Below are 15,973 nucleotides of genomic sequence, written 5' to 3' on the forward strand. Positions count from 1 at the left end.
TGGCATGGGTGCCGGACGCGAAGACATCAGGGACTTTCTGCGCCGCGAGCCGGATAGCGTGCTCGTCGCGGTGACGGGTGCCGCCGGCTCGACGCCGCGTGATACCGATGCCTGGATGCTGGTGGCGGCTGAAGGCCTGTTCGGCACTGTCGGCGGTGGTCAGCTTGAATATATGGCGATCGATCACGCCCGCCGCGCTTTACGCCAAGGCGTGCCGGCCGAAGCCATGAACATCCCGCTCGGCCCGGAAATTGGCCAATGCTGCGGCGGCCGCGTCGACCTGTCGTTCACGCCGGTCACGGCCGATGTCGCCGCCTTTCTCATTGCACGGAGCGACCGCGAAATGGCAGAGCGCCCGCATGTCTATATCTTCGGAGCCGGCCATGTCGGGGATGCGCTGGCCAGCGCGCTTTCGCTGGTGCCGGTGCGTACCGTTTTGGTCGATACGCGCGAACAGGAACTGTCGGTATCCAAAGCCCAGGGTATCGAAACCTGCCTCACCGTCATGCCCGAAGCGGTCGTACGCGACGCTTCCGCAGGCAGCTCCTTCGTCATCCTCACGCACGACCATGCGCTTGACTTCCTGATCGCGGCCGAGGCGCTCCGTCGCGACGACACGGCCTATGTCGGCATGATCGGCTCGAAAACCAAGCGGGCCACCTTCAAGAACTGGCTCACCCGCGAAATCGGCCGCCCTGAGCTTTTCGGCCGACTGATCTGCCCGATCGGCGGCACCGCGGTGAGGGACAAGCGCCCCGCGGTGATTGCGGCGCTGGCCGCAGCGGAAATCGTGACGGCGGCGCTCAATTTTGCGCCCGTCAAACCCGCCGTGCGCAAAGATGCCTGAGCAGGACGAGCCAAATCCTTAGAATTAGACTTCGCGGCCTTCGAAAGAATCCCGCTCTGAGTTGAAGTCGCGTCCGGTAGACGCAGGCTCAGCGAGCATCTTGCCGATCAGCCGCTGACAGCGTTCCGCCATGAAATCGATCATCAGCCGGACTTTTGGATCCTGGAAGCGCTTGTGCGGATAGATCGCGGCGAGCTGGACGCTGGCCGGCGGAGTGTCTTTCAGGATTTCGACCAGCGTGCCTTCGTTGAGGTAGCTCTTCACCTCGAAAAGCGGCTTGTTGATGATGCCGCGGCCTTCGAGCGCCCATTGCGTCAGTACGTCGCCGTCGTCGGAATCATAGGGCCCGCCGATCTCGAATTTGCGGATGCCCTCCGGTGTCTGCAGGTTCCAGTAATATTCCTTGGAGCCCGGATAGCGCAGCAGCAGACAGTCGTGGTTGTCATCGATCAGCGCGTCCGGCGTCGCCGGCGTACCGCGCTTTTCCAGATAGGCTGGGGCGGCGCAGACGACGCGCTGACAGTTCAAGATGCCGCGCATGCGAAGGTTGGAATCCTCAAGCACGCCGAGCTTGAAAGCGACGTCGACGCCTTCGCTCAGGATGTCGACATTATGGTCGGAGAGGCGCAGGCGCACCTCGATATCCGGGTATTTATCGTGGAATTCCGGAATGCCCGACGCGATCAGCCGCCGGCCGATACCGAGCGGGGCGGTGATCCGTAGCGATCCCTTGGGGTTGTGCGAGAGATCGGCGATGGCGCTTTCCGCCTCGTTTACCGCTTCGATGATCTTGACCGCGCCCTGGTAGAAGACGCGTCCGTGCTCGGTCGGCGAGAGCTTGCGCGTCGTGCGGTTGAACAGACGCACGCCGAGATGCCGTTCCAACTCCTTGATGCGGTTGCTGGCGACAGCCGGGGTCACCCGCTGGTCGCGGCCGGCGGAGGAAAGAGTGCCGAGTTCGACGACCCGGACGAAGACGCGCACATTATCGAGATAAGACATGACGCTTTTCTATCATATTGCCAATCGAACCACAGCGGGGGTGATCTTATAGATTTTTTTGAAAGTGTTGGGGATTAACCGGCATTTCGGCGAAAGTCGCGCGATGGCAAAACTCTCCCGAACGAGGGGAGAACCCACATGTACGAATATGTCATTGCCTGGGACTGGCTGACCTTCGCAGTCCGCTGGCTTCACGTCATCACTGCGATCGCCTGGATCGGATCGTCCTTCTATTTTGTCGCGCTCGACCTCGGCCTGCGCAAGCGCCCCGATCTTCCGGCCGGCGCCCATGGCGAGGAATGGCAGGTCCATGGCGGCGGGTTCTATCACATCCAGAAATATCTGGTGGCGCCGGCCAACATGCCCGAGCACCTGATCTGGTTCAAATGGGAAAGTTACGTCACCTGGCTGTCGGGCTTCGGCATGCTGTGCCTGGTCTACTATGCCGGCGCCGACCTCTACCTCATCGACCCGAACGTGCTCGACGTTTCCAAGCCGGTTGCGATCGGCATCTCGCTTGCATCGATCGCCTTCGGTTGGCTGATCTACGACCTGATCTGCAAGTCGCCTTTCGGCAACGACAATACGCGGCTGATGGTGCTGCTCTATTTCATCCTGGTCGGCATGGCGTGGGGCTATACGCAGCTCTTCACCGGCCGCGCCGCCTTCCTGCATCTCGGTGCGTTTACCGCGACGATCATGTCGGCGAACGTCTTTTTCATCATCATCCCGAACCAGAAGATCGTGGTCGCCGACCTGATCGCGGGTCGGACGCCGGATGCGAAATACGGCAAGATCGCCAAGCAGCGCTCGACGCACAACAACTATCTGACGTTGCCGGTCCTGTTCCTGATGCTGTCGAATCACTATCCGCTGGCCTTCGGCACCGCTTACAACTGGATCATTGCCTCGCTCGTCTTCCTGATGGGCGTCACCATCCGGCACTATTTCAACACGCGCCACGCCAATGCCGGCAACCCGACCTGGACCTGGCTGGCGACCGCGCTGCTGTTCATCGCCATCATGTGGCTGTCGACCGTTCCGAAAATCCTGAGCGGCGAACCGGAAAAGATGTCTGCGGCGCAACAGCCGTTCATCACGGCGCAGGCCTTTCCGAAGGTGCGCGACACGATCCTTGGGCGCTGTTCGATGTGCCATGCCAGGGAGCCGGGTTGGGAAGGCATGATCGTGCCGCCCAAAGGCGTGATACTGGAGAATGACGCCGAGATCGCCGCCCATGCCCGCGAAATCTATCTGCAGGCGGGTCGTTCGCACGCCATGCCGCCCGCCAATGTCACCGCCATTTCCGACGACGAGCGCAAGCTGCTGGTCGCCTGGTACGAAGCGGTTGTAAACGGAGAAAACACCCAATGAAGGACCTTTTGATCCGCGGACGCGTGCTCACCTTCGTCGAGGAACCGCAGGGTATCGATGATACCCGATCCTATCTGACCGTCGAGGATGGCGCGGTCCTGGTCCGCGACGGCAAGATCGCTGGCGTGGGAGACTATGCCGATATCCGCAGGACTGCTGGCGCCGACGTGACGATCGCCGACCACCGGCCGCATCTCGTGCTGCCCGGGCTGATCGACACGCATCTGCATTTTCCCCAGACGCAGGCAATCGCATCCTATGGGGCACAGCTGCTCGAATGGTTGAACACCTACATCTTCGTCGAGGAGCAGAAATTCGCCGCGCCGGAGCATGCGGCTTTCATTGCTGGGCGGTTCATGGACGAACTGCTTTCGAACGGTACGACCACGGCGGTCGCCTATTGTTCGGTCCATCCCCAAAGCGTCGACGCCTATTTCACAGCGGCCGAAGAGCGTGGCATGCTGATGATCGGCGGCAAGGTGATGATGGACCGCAATGCTCCCGAAGCGCTGAGGGACACGCCGCAACAGGGATATGACGAGACCAAGCGGCTGATCGGCAAATGGCATGGCCGGGGCAGGGCGCACTATGCGATCAGCCCGCGCTTTGCCATCACCTCGACGCCCGGGCAGATGGAAATGAGCCGGGCGCTCGTTGCCGAGCATCCGCATTGCTACGTGCAGACGCATCTGTCGGAAAACAGGGACGAGGTTGCCTTTGCCACCTCGCTCTTTCCTGACGCCAAGGACTATACCGACATCTATGCAAGCTTCGGGCTCCTGACCGACAGGACGCTGCTCGGGCACTGCATCTATCTGAGCGATCGGGAGATTTCGGTACTGGCAGAGACCGGCGCGGTCGGGGTGTTCTGCCCGACCTCCAATCTCTTCCTCGGCTCTGGCTTGTTCGACCGCGACCGCTTCGACCGGCTCGGCGCCCGCTGGTCGGTTGCGACCGACGTGGGGGCGGGCACCAGTTTCTCGATGCTGGAGACGATGGCCGAGGCCTACAAGGTGCTCCACCTCAACGGCCAGCGCCTGTCGCCGCTTAATTCGTTCTACCAGATGACGCTCGGCAATGCCCGGGTGCTTGGCCTGCAGGACAAGATCGGCTCGCTGCACGCAGGGGCGGATGCCGATATCGTCATCCTCGATTCCAGTGCCAAGCCGGCGATGGAACTCCGGATGCGCACGGCAACCTCGCTCGCCGAGGAGCTCTTCATCCTGCAGACCATGGGCGATGACCGCTGCGTGGCTGAGACTTATGTGGCCGGCAAGGCGATGAAGGACCGCAGGATCGCGGCCCGGAGGGAGCTGGAAACAGCATGAGGTTCGTATCGGAGAGAGGCGGAAACTCACGCTTCCGGGCACTGCGAGAGTTTCGCCTTTGAGCGTTCTTGCGGTTTACTCCAGGCAAGCTGACCTTGCATCGAGGTTTTTGCAGCCGGAACGTTTCCGCGCGTCCCGGCTGCCGGGACCGATGGTCCCTGTTCGGCAGGCTGTCCCGCCAAATGTCTACCGTTGAGCGGCAATGATGCGCTCGGCGGACTGGTAGCCTGCTGCATGCATTGAGGCTACGCCTTCTGTTTCTCTCGTCACAATGTGATATGGATCGGATCAGGCGAAGGACACCGGGCCAAGGTCGTCGCATGCCGAACAGCCACGCAGCGACATTTATCCGCAATGCGTTGCAAATCCGCTATGGATATAAAGGGTAGAAACATGAGCGAGTTGCCTGGTTGGCTGTCCGACGCAAAGCCGATCAGTCGGAAAAACGCTGCTGAGGCGGTGTTCGAGGATATTCGCTCGGCAATCACATCCGGTCAGCTCGCGGTTGGCACGCGGTTTCCATCCGAGGCACAGCTGGCCGAAAGGTACGGCGTCAGTCGTCCTATCGTGCGCGAGGCGCTGCGCTCTCTTCAAACGCTCGGGCTGACGCAGACCCGTACCGGCAGCGGCACTTTTGTTGTCACGGCGACGCCGAGCCCCGAGCTCATCTATGGTGGCTATTCCGCTCGCGATCTCATAGAGGCCCGACCGTTCATCGAGGTTCCGGCTGCCGGGTGGGCAGCACGGCGTCGTACGGATCGTCAGCTCGAGACTTTGCTGGAATTGTGCAACAAAATGGAGGAGCAGGACGAGCCGCATCTGTGGGTGCTGCTCGATTCGCAATTTCACGGCATGATCGCCGAAGCCTCGGGGAATGCCCTCTTCGCAAAAATTGTCGCCGATGCCAGGGAAGCACTGTCTCGACAGTCGGAGATGGTGAACCTGATGGCAGGCCGGCGCTCGGCGTCGAACCTTGAGCACCGCCGGATCGTGGAGGCGATCGAGGCGGGCTCGGCACAAGAAGCGCGTGAGGCAATGCAAGCGCATCTGGGTGAGGTGGAACAGGTCGTGTCTACGTTGATTGGCGAGGATCAGGCTCACCGTTCATGACCGCGCCCATATTGGCGAGGTGCTCGGGGCTAAGCGCCTGCTCAAGCTGTGCGACAGAAAGATGTCCGCGCTCAAGCACGACCTCGGGTACTGTGCGGCCGCTGGCGAGCGCTTCCTGCGCCACTTCAGTCGCGGCGTGGTAGCCGATCAGCGGATTGAGGGCGGTGGCAAGCCCGATGGACTCTTCCACGCGCTTGGCCATGATTAAGGGATTTGCCTGAATGCCGTCGATGCAGCGCTCCGCCAGGATACGGCAGGCTGCACTCAACTGGCTGATGCTTTGCGAGAGGGCGCGCGCGATGATGGGCTCGAAGGCATTGAGCTGCAGCTGGCCTGCTTCGGCGGCCATGGTGATGGTAACGTCGTTACCGATCACCGCGTAGGCGACCTGGTTGACCATCTCCGGGATGACCGGGTTGATCTTGCCGGGCATGATGCTCGATCCGGCCTGCACGGCCGGCAGTGTGATCTCGCCGATACCCGCCCGCGGACCGGATGAAAGCAGCCGAAGGTCATTGCATGTTTTCGACAGTTTCACCGCAACGCGTTTGAGCACACCGGACAGGTGAACGAACGCCCCGGGATCCTGCGTCGCTTCGATGAGATCGGTCGCCGTGACCAGCGGCCGTCCGGTCAAGCGTGCGAGGTGGTCGCAGACACGGGCCGCATATCCCAACGGGGCATTCAGCCCGGTGCCGATGGCGGTGGCCCCGAGATTGATCTCGTGCAGCAGCGAAGCTGCTTCGAGAAGACGGGCCTGATCCTCACCGAGCATCACGACGAAGGTCCGGAATTCCTGGCCCAGCGTCATCGGGACAGCATCTTGCAGTTGCGTCCGCCCGAGCTTGATGAGCGCGGCAAACTCACGCGCCTTTCGGTCAAAGGCGGTCTTCAGAATGGTCATCGAGGCCGCGAGGTCGTCGATCGCCTCGATCAGCGCGATATTGATCGCCGTCGGGTAGGCATCGTTGGTCGACTGGCTGAGATTGACATGGTCGTTCGGGTGCAGGTGGGCATAGTCGCCTTTGCGCTGCCCGAGCAGTTCAAGGGCCCGATTGGCGATGACCTCGTTCGCGTTCATGTTGGTCGACGTTCCAGCCCCGCCCTGGATGTCGTCCACGACGAACTGGTCGTGAAGGGCACCGGCGCGGATTTCGCGGCAGGCCTCGACGATAGCCTCCATCCGCGCTTGATCCAAAAGGCCAAGCTCGTGGTTTGTGAGTGCCGCAGCCTCTTTCACGCAAGCCAGGCCACGGACAAGATAGGGATTTCGCCCGATCGTCATGCCCGTGACCTGGAAGTTTTCCACCGCGCGCGCCGTGTGCACCCCCCAATAGACGTCTGCCGGAATTTCCTTTGTCCCCAGCAGATCATGTTCCCTGCGCGTCATGACCACATACCTCTCCCATGGTTTGAAATTATATCGGTCTAGCTGTCTGACAGATAATGACAGGACTAGTTAATGTGTGGCCTGCCGTCAATACGCGTCTCCGCTCTTGACGACCGATTGCTTATGCGACTATGAGGTGCTCAAATCTGTCATGCAGCTTTACAGAAAATGGTTGTCTCGGAACCCTGTGATAGCCGCCGACAAACAGCCGTTTCGGCACCCCGACGCCGAGACTTGAGCATGAACAGCGAATTCTAGGGAGGAGTGCTGTCAATGGAACCAACGAGAACCACACGGGCTGAACGCGAGGTATTCGTCGAGGAAGACCTCGGATACCATAAGGCGCTCAAGCCAAGGCAGATCCAGATGATCGCCATCGGCGGGGCGATTGGTACCGGGCTCTTCCTGGGCGCGGGCGGACGCCTGGCACAAGCCGGCCCCGCACTCGTATTTGTCTATGCGCTCTGCGGCTTCTTCGCATTCCTGGTGCTGCGTGCGCTCGGCGAACTGATCATGCATCGCCCCAGCTCAGGCTCCTTCGTTTCCTATGCGCGCGAGTTCTACGGGGAGAAAATGGCCTTCGCCGCCGGATGGATGTATTGGCTCAACTGGGCGATGACGTCGGTGGCCGACGTGACCGCCGTTGCCCTCTACATGAACTTCTTCAAGCATTATATTCCCTGGCTGGCAGGGGTCGATCAATGGGTGTTCGCTTTGACGGCGCTGATGATCGTGCTGGCCATGAACCTCTTATCGGTCAAGGTATTCGGAGAACTGGAATTCTGGTTCAGCTTGATCAAGGTCCTGTCCCTTGTGACCTTCCTCGGTGTCGGCATCTATTTTGTCATGTTCGGCGCTCCCATCGACGGGCAGTCCGCCGGATTTAGCATCATCGCCGACAATGGGGGGCTGTTCCCGAACGGGGTTCTGCCTGCGTTCGTCATTATCCAGGGCGTCGTGTTTGCCTATGCCTCGATCGAATTGATCGGAACCGCAGCCGGTGAAACGGCGGACCCCCGCACGGTCATGCCCCGCGCGATCCGCACGGTCGTTACCCGCCTCGTCGTCTTCTACGTCGGCTCGGTGCTGCTGTTCTCGCTCCTCTTGCCCTATACGGCGTACAAGTCCGGCGAAAGCCCATTCGTAACATTCTTCGGTTCCATCGGTGTCGAGGGTGCCGACGTCATCATGAACCTGGTGGTGCTGACTGCCGTGCTCTCCTCGCTCAATGCCGGCCTCTATTCCACCGGACGCATTCTCCATTCCATGGCCGTGTCCGGATCTGCTCCTGCAGCGCTGGCGAAGATGAACAAGGCGGGCGTCCCTTACGGAGGCATTGCGGTGACCGCCGTCGTCACTGTTCTCGGCGTAGCGATGAATGCGGTCGTGCCTGCCTCGGCCTTCGAGATCGCGCTCAATCTCTCTGCCCTGGGTATCATCAGCGCGTGGGGTGTCATCGTGCTTTGCCAGCTCAAGCTGTGGCATCTTTCCCGCCTGGGCGAACTGAAGCGGCCCGATTTCCGTATGTTCGGCGCTCCCTATACCGGCATCCTCACGCTTGCATTCCTCTTCGGCGTCTTGGTGCTGATGGCCTTCGACTACCCGGTCGGTACCTGGACTATCGCCTCGCTTGCGATCATCGGTCCGGCGCTGATCCTCGGATGGTATTTGCTGCGCGCCCGCATCCATGGCCTCGCCATCGAACGTGCCGACGGAACGGAAGCCTTGAGCGAAGGCGGGCGCTCTTGAACACCAGGCAAGCCTATCCGCTGGTGGCTGTAATTGCCACCGGCGGCACTATTGCGAGCAGACGCAACGCCTGCGGCGCGAGCACGCCGAGCCTTGCGGGAGAGGATTTGCTTGCCCTGGTTCCCAACGTCGGTGCCCGGTTGCAACCCATCGACCTGATGGCGAAAGACTCCGCAAGTCTGACGTTTGCCGATATGCAACTCATCAGCGATGCCGTGGGACTGCATATGAGCGACCCGGGCGTGGCCGGAATTGTTGTTCTGCATGGCACCGACGCCATGGAAGAGACGGCGCTGCTCGTGCACTTGCAACACGCAAGCAGCAAGCCGATCATCTTCACCGGCGCGCAATTTACCGCGGATCATCCCCAGGCGGACGGGCCTGCAAATCTTGCCCTGGCGATCGAAGCGGCTACAGACCGTTGCCTCGCCGGACGAGGCGTTCTCGTGTCGTTCGCAGGCAGGCTCCTGCCCGCGTGGGGACTATACAAGCGCAGCGCCGACGATCCGGATGCGTTTCACTCGGCAAGGCCGACGGCGTGCGTTGCGAGCCCGCGCCTGTCCAAGCCCGTATCCGATGTCCGGGTCGATATTGTTGCGGTCTATCCCGGTTGTGACGCCGCGCACATCCATGCAAGCCTCACTGCGCAAGCCAATGGCATTGTGCTCGCCGCCCTCGGCTCCGGCAACGCCAACCCCGCCGTCATCGAGGCCGTCAGGTGCTGCACGCAGAAGGGGATCCCGGTCGTTGTCTCGAGCCGGGTTCCCGACGGGCTGTTGATACCGAGCTACGGCGGCGGTGGCGGCGGGCACGATCTTGCCAGGGCCGGTGCGATTCACTCGTCGACACTGCGCCCCGGCCAGGCGCGCATCCTGCTTGCGGCGCTTGTTGCCGCCGAGAGCTCATTGCCTTCAATCGTCCGCGCATTCGGCGATGGGCCCGAGGATTCTCCCCGCGCTGCCTGAAATGAGCGGAAAAGCCGCTTGCCACAAACCTGCGCCCAAGGCCAGTTCGGCTGCGGGAGAATCCGTTCCGCCGACACCGGTGGCGAGGTTCAGATCATGCCGCCATTGGCACGCAGGACCTGGCCGTTGATCCATGCGCCGTCCGGGCCGACGAGGAAGGCGACCGCAGCGGCAATGTCTTCCGGTGTCCCGAGGCGTTCCAGCGGGTTCATTTTCGCCATGCGGGCGATCAACTCCTCCGACTTGCCGTTGAGGAAGAGGTCGGTGGCCGTCGGGCCCGGGGCGACCGCGTTGACGGTGATCGATCGGCCGCGCAGTTCCTTCGACAGGATGGCGGTCAGCGTTTCGACGGCGGCTTTCGTAGCAGCGTAGACGCCATAGGTTTCGAGCTTCAGACCGACGACGCTGGTCGAGAAATTGACGATCCGGCCACCGTCGCGTAGCCGCTTTGCGGCCTCCCGCAGCGTATTGAACGTGCCTTTGAGATTGATCGCGACCTGGCGGTCGAACACAGCGTCCGAGCTTTCGGCAACCGGCGAGAGTGTCATGATGCCGGCGTTGTTGACGAGGACATCGACTCCGCCGAAGGCGGCGGCCGCTGCGTCGAACAGGCGGCGAACGGCCTCACTATCGCTGACGTCGGCTTTCGCGGTGAGCGCCCGACCACCGTCGTCTTCGATCTTTCTGGCCAATGTGTCGGCTGGAGCGGCATCGCCGGAGTAATTAATGACGACGGTGAAGCCGTCCTTGGCGAGGCGTTCGGCAATGGCGGCGCCGATGCCGCGGGAGGCCCCGGTGACGATCGCTGCCCTGGTGTTGCCATCGGACATTATTATACTCCTCACGTGTTCTGCGCCGCAGCGCGGTTTCGATGAGGATAGAATGACCCTTTCCTTGCTGCGGATAATCAGCCATTCTCCGGCATCACTATTCGGAAATGGCGAACAATCATCATGGACAGATTTGAGGCAATGCGGGTCTTTACCCGCGTGGTGGACCGGCGCAGCTTCACGCTGGCTGCCGAGGACACAGGGCTTCCGCGCTCCACGGTGACCGACGCCGTCAAGCAGTTGGAAGCGCGGCTCGGGGTGCGCCTGCTGCAACGGACGACCCGCCATGTGAGCCCGACACTGGACGGAGAAGCCTATTACCGACGGTGCTTGACGATTCTTTCCGATATTGAGGATGCGGAGGGGGCTTTTGCCGGCGCCAAACCGAAGGGCCTGCTGCGCGTCGACGTGCATGGCCGACTTGCGCGTCATTTCCTGCTGCCGGGTTTGCCGGCGTTCTTCCGCGAATACCCGGATATTCAGCTCTATATGAGCGAGGGCGACAGACTGGTCGACCTTGTCCGCGAGGGAATCGATTGCGTGCTGCGCGTTGGCGACCTGCAGGATAGCGATATGATCGCACGGCGTGTCGCGCTCTTGGACGAGGTGACCTGCGTGTCGCCGGCATACATCGCCCGCTTCGGCGTGCCCCAGAGCCTGGACGATCTTTCCGGCCACCAGATGATCGGCTTCTGGTCGACGGCAATCGGCGGGCTGCTGCCGCTGGAATTCACGGTTGGCGACGGGATCCGCCACATCTCCCTTCCGGCCACCGTGTCGGTCAACGGCGCCGATACGCTGGCCGCGGCGGCGCGGCTGGGGCTCGGGATCATGCAGGCGCCGCGCTATGCACTGGAGGACGACCTGAAAAACGGCGCGCTCGTTGCCATCCTGCCAAACAACCCGCCAAGCCGCACGCCTGTTTCGCTGCTCTATCCGCGCAGCCGCCAATTGTCGCCGCGCGTGCGTGTTTTCATCGACTGGCTTTCCCGCGAGTTCATCGCCCGGCAGGACGGAAACTGAAAATAATCCCGGATCGAGGCTTGCCTTTCGGGCTGCCACTACCCACATCCGCGCCTCCAGCCGCATCGTCCAGATTCTGGACGCGTCCCATGCATGTCCTTCGACCTCGGTGCTTGCCTCATTCCGTTTCGGATTGCGGGCCTGTGCGTTAGAGGTGCAAAATGCGTGAGTTTCAGGATTACCGACATGAACGCACACGATATCGCCGAGATTTCCGCCTGGTTGACGACGCAGGGGATCAAGGGCACCGACGAGATGGATATCGTCAATGGCTTCTGTCAGCGCGCCCGGGCCGCCGGCATGCGGCTCGACCGCGGTCTCGCGCTGATCGACACGCTGCACCCGGTCTATGAAGGGCGAGCCTTCCAGTGGGACAGCCAGGAACCGGTGAATACCGCTTTCGAATATGGTCCGACCAATGAGGGCGTTTCGGCGGAAAACTGGGAGCGCTCGGCGTTCCACTACATGCGCGAAAACAACAAGAGCGAGGTCCGCCGCCGCCTCGGTTTTGGCGATCCTCTCGATTTCTTCACGCTCGATACGCTCCTGGCTGCCGGCCACAAGGACTATATCGCAATGATCCACCGGTTCGCCAAGGACAGCCATATCGGCGACATGGACTGTTTCTACTCGCACTGGACGACGATGGATGAGGGCGGCTTTCGCGATGAGGACCTTTCGGTACTGCGGCAGTTGGTGCCGGTGCTCGCGCTGGCGATCAAGTCGGGCTCGCTGACCCGCATCTCGCGCACGATTGCAGAGGTCTATCTCGGCGAAGACGCCGCCAGGCAGGTGCTTGAAGGCCGCATATCGCGCGGCAAGGCCGAGCGGATTTCGGCGGTGCTGTGGTTCTCCGACCTGCAGAACTACACCCGCATTTCCGACAACCTGCCCCCGGACGAGATCATTCCCTTCCTCAACGACTATGCCGACGCGGTCATTTCCTCGATCCATGAGGCGGGCGGCAACGTGCTCAAATTGATCGGCGATGGCACGCTGGCAATCTTCAAGGCGGAGGAACGCGAGGATGCCTGTACCCGCGCGCTGTTTGCCGAGCAGCTTCTGCGGGAAAAGCTGAAAGGCTTGAACGAGCAGCGGCGGCAAGAGGGAAGGCCGGTCACCGAGGTTTATCTCGGGCTTCACATCGGCGACGTCTTTTACGGCAATATCGGCTCCAGCGACCGGTTGGACTTCACCGTGATCGGCCCCGCCGTCAACGAAGTCAGCCGCATCGCTTCGATGTGCCGCTTCGTCGATCGCAGCGTCATCATGTCCTCGCAGTTCGTCGCCGCGGCGCCGCCGCCGCGCAATGCCGAGGTGGTCTCGATCGGCCGTTACGCGCTGCGCGGCGTCAAGCGGGCGCAGGAACTGTTCACGCTCATGCCGCTCGAAGCAGCCGACGCTTAGCGGCCTGTCATTACACCTTTCGGCCTTCCTCGTTGAAGAAATGCAGGTTTGGCACGGGAAGCCGGACGGCGACGTCGCCGTGCATGCCGAGGAAGCGGCGGTCCAGCGTGAAAGCCTTGAATGCGACAGGGCCGAGCTTCAGGTGGACGATGATGCCGAAGCCGGTGGGTTCGACAAGATCGACGGTTGCCTTCAGCGCATTCGGGCCTTCGGCGCCGAGTACCACATGTTCTGGCCGGATGCCGAGAGTGGCGCGGCTGCCGTCGGCGAGATTGGCGTTGCTGCCGAGCGGCAGGACGACGCCACCGGTGAGGACAAAGTTCCCGTTTTCGCCGCTTACCATGTAGCGGCCATCGAAGAAATTCATGCCTGGCGAGCCAATGAAGCCGGCAACGAACAGATTGGCGGGATTGTCGTAGAGTTCGAGCGGGCTGCCGACCTGCTGGATGATGCCGCCATGCATAGCGACGATCCGATCGGCAAGCGTCATTGCCTCGATCTGATCATGGGTGACGTAGATTGACGTTGCGCCGAGATCCTGGTGCAGTTTCTTGATTTCGGCGCGCATCTGCTCGCGCAGGCGGGCGTCGAGGTTGGAGAGCGGCTCGTCGAACAGGAAGGCCTTTGGTTGCCGGACAATGGCGCGGCCCATGGCGACGCGCTGGCGCTGGCCGCCGGAAAGCGCCTTGGGACGACGCTCCATCAGTGGATCGAGGCCGAGTTTGCTGGCCGCGCCGGCGACGACCGAGGCGATCTTGTCCTTGGCGGTTTTTCTCAGGCGCAGGCTGTAGCTCATGTTCTTTTCGACGCTCATATGCGGATAGAGCGCGTAGGACTGAAACACCATGGCGATATCGCGATCTTTCGGAGCGAGATCGTTCACGCGTTTTCCGGCAATGCGGATCTCGCCTTCGGTGACAGCTTCCAACCCGGCGATCATCCGCAGGAGCGTTGATTTTCCGCAGCCGGAGGGGCCAACGAGGACGACAAACTCGCCATCCTTGATCTCGAGATCGACGCCATGCAGCACCGGATGAATGCCGTAGGATTTCTGGACGTGGGCGATGTCGATGGATGCCATGGGATCAGCCTTTCACGGCGCCGGCCGTCAGGCCCTGCACGAGATAACGTTGGATCAACAGGAAGAACAGGCAGGCCGGTATGAGCGCCATGACGCCCGCCGCCATCATCTGCCCGAAGTCGACCGAGAATTTCGACACGAAGGAGAGAAGCCCGACCGGGAAGGTCGCCGCATCGTTGCCGGATATCAGCATCAGTGAGAACAGAAGTTCGCTCCAGGCGGCCGTAAAGACGAAGCCCAGCGTCGCGGCGATGCCGGGCAGCGTCAGCGGCAGGATGATCTGGCGGAAGGCGACGAACTGCGTGGCGCCGTCGATCATCGCAGCTTCCTCCAGATCCTTCGGGATGCCGTCGAAGAAGGACTGCATCAGGAAGGTGGCAAACGGTACGTTGAAGGCGGTGTAGACGATGACAAGGCCCGTCAGGCTGTTGGTCAGGCCGAGCGGCGAGAGCATCTTGAAGATGGGCGCAACCAGCATGACCAGCGGGAACATCTGGGTGAGCAGCATCAGCGTCACGATCCAGTATTTGCCACGGAAATTGAAGCGCGACATGGCATAGCCGGCAAGCGACGCAAGCACGGTGACGATGACGGCTGTGGAGCCGGAGACGATCAGGCTGTTCTTGAAGAAGGTCGGAAATTCGCTGTGGCGCAGCACGAATTCGAAATGTTCGAAACTCGTCTGCGAGGGCCACATCCTGATGCCTTCGGAATAGAGCAGATTGTTCGGCGTCACCGAGACCTTCAGCAACCAGTAAAGCGGGAAGAGTGCGAAGGCGACATAGGCGAGAATGGCCAGGCGGTGGGCGAGGGTGGAAAGGATGCGCTTGCCGGTCATGGTCTCAATCCTTGCTCACGAGCCATTGCCGAAGCACGACGATCAGCATCGAATAGGTGATCAGGAGTACCAGCAGCACCAGCGCGATGGCCGAGGCATAGCCGAAATCGAGCCGCCTGAAGGCCTGGGTGAAGATGTAGCTGGCGACGATCTGGCTGCGGTCGGCAGGGCCGCCATTGGTCATGACGATGATCAGGTCGGCGAAGTTGGAGATCCAGACGGTGCGCAAGAGAACAGTGATGGCGATGGTCGGGGCAAGGAACGGCAGCGTGATCGAAATGAAGCGCTGCACCGGTCCGGCGCCGTCGATGCTCGCCGCCTCGTAAAGATCGCGCGGGATGGCCTGGAGAGCTGCAAGCAGGGTGATTGCGAAGAACGGTATTCCCCACCAGACGTTGGCGATGATCGGCCCCCACATCGAAAGCTGCGGGTCGGAAAGGATATTGGCAGGCTCGCTCATCAGGCCGAGTGCGAAAAACCAATGGGGTAGGGGACCGACGACGGGGTTGAACAGCCATGACCAGTTGAGGCCGGCAAGGAAACTCGGAACGGCCCAGGGCAGGAAGACCAGCGCCTGCACGATGGCGCGGCCGTGGAAGGGCTTGTCGAGCAGAAGCGCGAGGATGAGGCCGAAGACAAACTGCAGGAGGACGGACCAGCCTGTCCACCAGAGTGTGTTGCGCAGCGCCCGGTAGAAATTTTCGTCCTGTGACAGCGCCTTGAAATGGTCGAGGCCGATGAAGCCACCGGAAAAGGGATTGAGCAACTGGATATCGCGAAAGGCATAGGAAATGCCGAGCACCAGCGGCACCAGCATCACGGTGACGATCAGGATCAGCGCGGGTGCGCTATAAAGATAGGGCGCGGAAGCATCGGCGAGGCGCTGTCTCAGCGGCCGCTGATCCCTGCGTGAGCCACGACTGCGGGCTGCGAGTGAATCCATCGTCAACTATTTCCGTTTCGTGGCGTGCCGGGGCAGGCCGTGTTCCAGTCAATGAACCGCAGGTAGCAGCACCGTACTGCTACCTG

General features: G+C 61.5%; 14 protein-coding genes. 8 read left to right on the plus strand and 6 right to left on the minus strand.

What is annotated here, in order from left to right; all coding sequences use genetic code 11:
• Positions 1-4 precede the first annotated feature (4 nt).
• Positions 5-847 carry a xanthine dehydrogenase accessory protein XdhC gene (gene xdhC / locus A3AY_RS36515; RefSeq protein WP_018329342.1) on the plus strand — a complete coding sequence of 281 codons (843 nt, stop codon included), beginning with the start codon at positions 5-7 and terminating at the stop codon, positions 845-847.
• A 24-nt stretch (positions 848-871) separates the two neighbouring features.
• On the opposite strand, the gene A3AY_RS0129865 is transcribed toward xdhC, so the two are convergent.
• Complete coding sequence (locus tag A3AY_RS0129865; protein ID WP_018329343.1) at positions 872-1,849, minus strand: LysR family transcriptional regulator; 978 nt, start codon at positions 1,847-1,849, stop codon at positions 872-874.
• Positions 1,850-1,987: 138 nt separating this feature from the next.
• Here A3AY_RS0129865 and A3AY_RS0129870 point away from each other — a divergent pair, with 138 nt between their 5' ends.
• The 3 genes from A3AY_RS0129870 to A3AY_RS0129880 all read left to right on the plus strand — a co-directional run bounded on the left by A3AY_RS0129870 (position 1,988) and on the right by A3AY_RS0129880 (position 5,661).
• Positions 1,988-3,223, plus strand: a complete 1,236-nt coding sequence (locus A3AY_RS0129870; RefSeq protein ID WP_018329344.1) for a urate hydroxylase PuuD — start codon at positions 1,988-1,990, stop codon at positions 3,221-3,223.
• Entirely contained in the window at positions 3,220-4,551 is a 1,332-nt protein-coding gene (gene guaD / locus A3AY_RS0129875; RefSeq protein ID WP_018329345.1) for a guanine deaminase, read from the plus strand. Before A3AY_RS0129870 ends, guaD begins: the two co-directional genes overlap by 4 nt.
• Positions 4,552-4,944: 393 nt before the next feature.
• Entirely contained in the window at positions 4,945-5,661 is a 717-nt protein-coding gene (locus tag A3AY_RS0129880; protein WP_018329346.1) for a FadR/GntR family transcriptional regulator, read from the plus strand.
• Here the strand turns inward: A3AY_RS0129880 and A3AY_RS0129885 are convergent.
• A complete protein-coding gene (locus tag A3AY_RS0129885) occupies positions 5,624-7,051 on the minus strand; it encodes an aspartate ammonia-lyase (protein WP_018329347.1) in 1,428 nt (475 codons plus the stop codon). The genes A3AY_RS0129880 and A3AY_RS0129885 overlap by 38 nt on opposite strands.
• Positions 7,052-7,324: 273 nt before the next feature.
• Here A3AY_RS0129885 and A3AY_RS0129890 point away from each other — a divergent pair, with 273 nt between their 5' ends.
• Together A3AY_RS0129890 and A3AY_RS0129895 are read left to right on the plus strand one after the other, a co-directional pair.
• Positions 7,325-8,800, plus strand: coding sequence for an amino acid permease (locus tag A3AY_RS0129890; RefSeq protein ID WP_018329348.1), 1,476 nt, complete (start codon positions 7,325-7,327; stop codon positions 8,798-8,800).
• Positions 8,797-9,765 (plus strand): asparaginase, encoded by a 969-nt coding sequence (locus A3AY_RS0129895; RefSeq protein WP_018329349.1) that lies wholly within the window; start codon positions 8,797-8,799, stop codon positions 9,763-9,765. The genes A3AY_RS0129890 and A3AY_RS0129895 overlap by 4 nt, the downstream gene beginning before the upstream one ends.
• 89 nt (positions 9,766-9,854) lie before the next feature.
• Here A3AY_RS0129895 and A3AY_RS0129900 read toward each other — a convergent pair whose 3' ends face one another.
• A complete protein-coding gene (locus tag A3AY_RS0129900; RefSeq protein ID WP_018329350.1) occupies positions 9,855-10,595 on the minus strand; it encodes an SDR family oxidoreductase in 741 nt (246 codons plus the stop codon).
• Positions 10,596-10,718: 123 nt separating this feature from the next.
• Here A3AY_RS0129900 and A3AY_RS0129905 point away from each other — a divergent pair, with 123 nt between their 5' ends.
• A complete protein-coding gene (locus A3AY_RS0129905) occupies positions 10,719-11,618 on the plus strand; it encodes a LysR family transcriptional regulator (protein WP_026203975.1) in 900 nt (299 codons plus the stop codon).
• Between the two features lie 186 nt (positions 11,619-11,804).
• On the plus strand, positions 11,805-13,025 hold the full coding sequence (locus tag A3AY_RS0129910; RefSeq protein ID WP_018329352.1) for an adenylate/guanylate cyclase domain-containing protein: 1,221 nt from the start codon (positions 11,805-11,807) through the stop codon (positions 13,023-13,025).
• Between the two features lie 10 nt (positions 13,026-13,035).
• On the opposite strand, the gene A3AY_RS0129915 is transcribed toward A3AY_RS0129910, so the two are convergent.
• The 3 genes from A3AY_RS0129915 to A3AY_RS0129925 are packed head-to-tail and all read right to left on the minus strand — an operon-like array spanning position 13,036 to position 15,887.
• Positions 13,036-14,106 carry an ABC transporter ATP-binding protein gene (locus A3AY_RS0129915; protein WP_018329353.1) on the minus strand — a complete coding sequence of 357 codons (1,071 nt, stop codon included), beginning with the start codon at positions 14,104-14,106 and terminating at the stop codon, positions 13,036-13,038.
• A gap of 4 nt (positions 14,107-14,110) precedes the next feature.
• Entirely contained in the window at positions 14,111-14,944 is an 834-nt protein-coding gene (locus tag A3AY_RS0129920; RefSeq protein ID WP_018329354.1) for a carbohydrate ABC transporter permease, read from the minus strand.
• A gap of 4 nt (positions 14,945-14,948) precedes the next feature.
• Positions 14,949-15,887: a carbohydrate ABC transporter permease gene (locus A3AY_RS0129925; protein WP_018329355.1), complete on the minus strand. Its 939-nt coding sequence runs from the start codon at positions 15,885-15,887 to the stop codon at positions 14,949-14,951.
• Positions 15,888-15,973: the final 86 nt, after the last annotated feature.

It is taken from the genome of Rhizobium giardinii bv. giardinii H152 (assembly GCF_000379605.1).
Classification (GTDB): Bacteria; Pseudomonadota; Alphaproteobacteria; order Rhizobiales; family Rhizobiaceae; genus Pararhizobium; species Pararhizobium giardinii.

What these genes read in the sequence shown, in the direction of transcription:
- A3AY_RS0129890 (WP_018329348.1), top strand. Translation starts at nt 7,325, where the DNA reads ATGGAACCAACGAGAACCACACGGGCTGAACGCGAGGTATTCGTCGAG.
- A3AY_RS0129905 (WP_026203975.1), top strand. Translation starts at nt 10,719, where the DNA reads ATGGACAGATTTGAGGCAATGCGGGTCTTTACCCGCGTGGTGGACCGG.
- A3AY_RS0129925 (WP_018329355.1), bottom strand. Translation starts at nt 15,887, where the DNA reads ATGGATTCACTCGCAGCCCGCAGTCGTGGCTCACGCAGGGATCAGCGG.
- A3AY_RS0129870 (WP_018329344.1), top strand. Translation starts at nt 1,988, where the DNA reads ATGTACGAATATGTCATTGCCTGGGACTGGCTGACCTTCGCAGTCCGC.
- A3AY_RS0129865 (WP_018329343.1), bottom strand. Translation starts at nt 1,849, where the DNA reads ATGTCTTATCTCGATAATGTGCGCGTCTTCGTCCGGGTCGTCGAACTC.
- A3AY_RS0129915 (WP_018329353.1), bottom strand. Translation starts at nt 14,106, where the DNA reads ATGGCATCCATCGACATCGCCCACGTCCAGAAATCCTACGGCATTCAT.
- A3AY_RS0129880 (WP_018329346.1), top strand. Translation starts at nt 4,945, where the DNA reads ATGAGCGAGTTGCCTGGTTGGCTGTCCGACGCAAAGCCGATCAGTCGG.
- A3AY_RS0129900 (WP_018329350.1), bottom strand. Translation starts at nt 10,595, where the DNA reads ATGTCCGATGGCAACACCAGGGCAGCGATCGTCACCGGGGCCTCCCGC.
- A3AY_RS0129910 (WP_018329352.1), top strand. Translation starts at nt 11,805, where the DNA reads ATGAACGCACACGATATCGCCGAGATTTCCGCCTGGTTGACGACGCAG.
- A3AY_RS0129920 (WP_018329354.1), bottom strand. Translation starts at nt 14,944, where the DNA reads ATGACCGGCAAGCGCATCCTTTCCACCCTCGCCCACCGCCTGGCCATT.
- A3AY_RS0129885 (WP_018329347.1), bottom strand. Translation starts at nt 7,051, where the DNA reads ATGACGCGCAGGGAACATGATCTGCTGGGGACAAAGGAAATTCCGGCA.
- xdhC (WP_018329342.1), top strand. Translation starts at nt 5, where the DNA reads ATGGGTGCCGGACGCGAAGACATCAGGGACTTTCTGCGCCGCGAGCCG.
- guaD (WP_018329345.1), top strand. Translation starts at nt 3,220, where the DNA reads ATGAAGGACCTTTTGATCCGCGGACGCGTGCTCACCTTCGTCGAGGAA.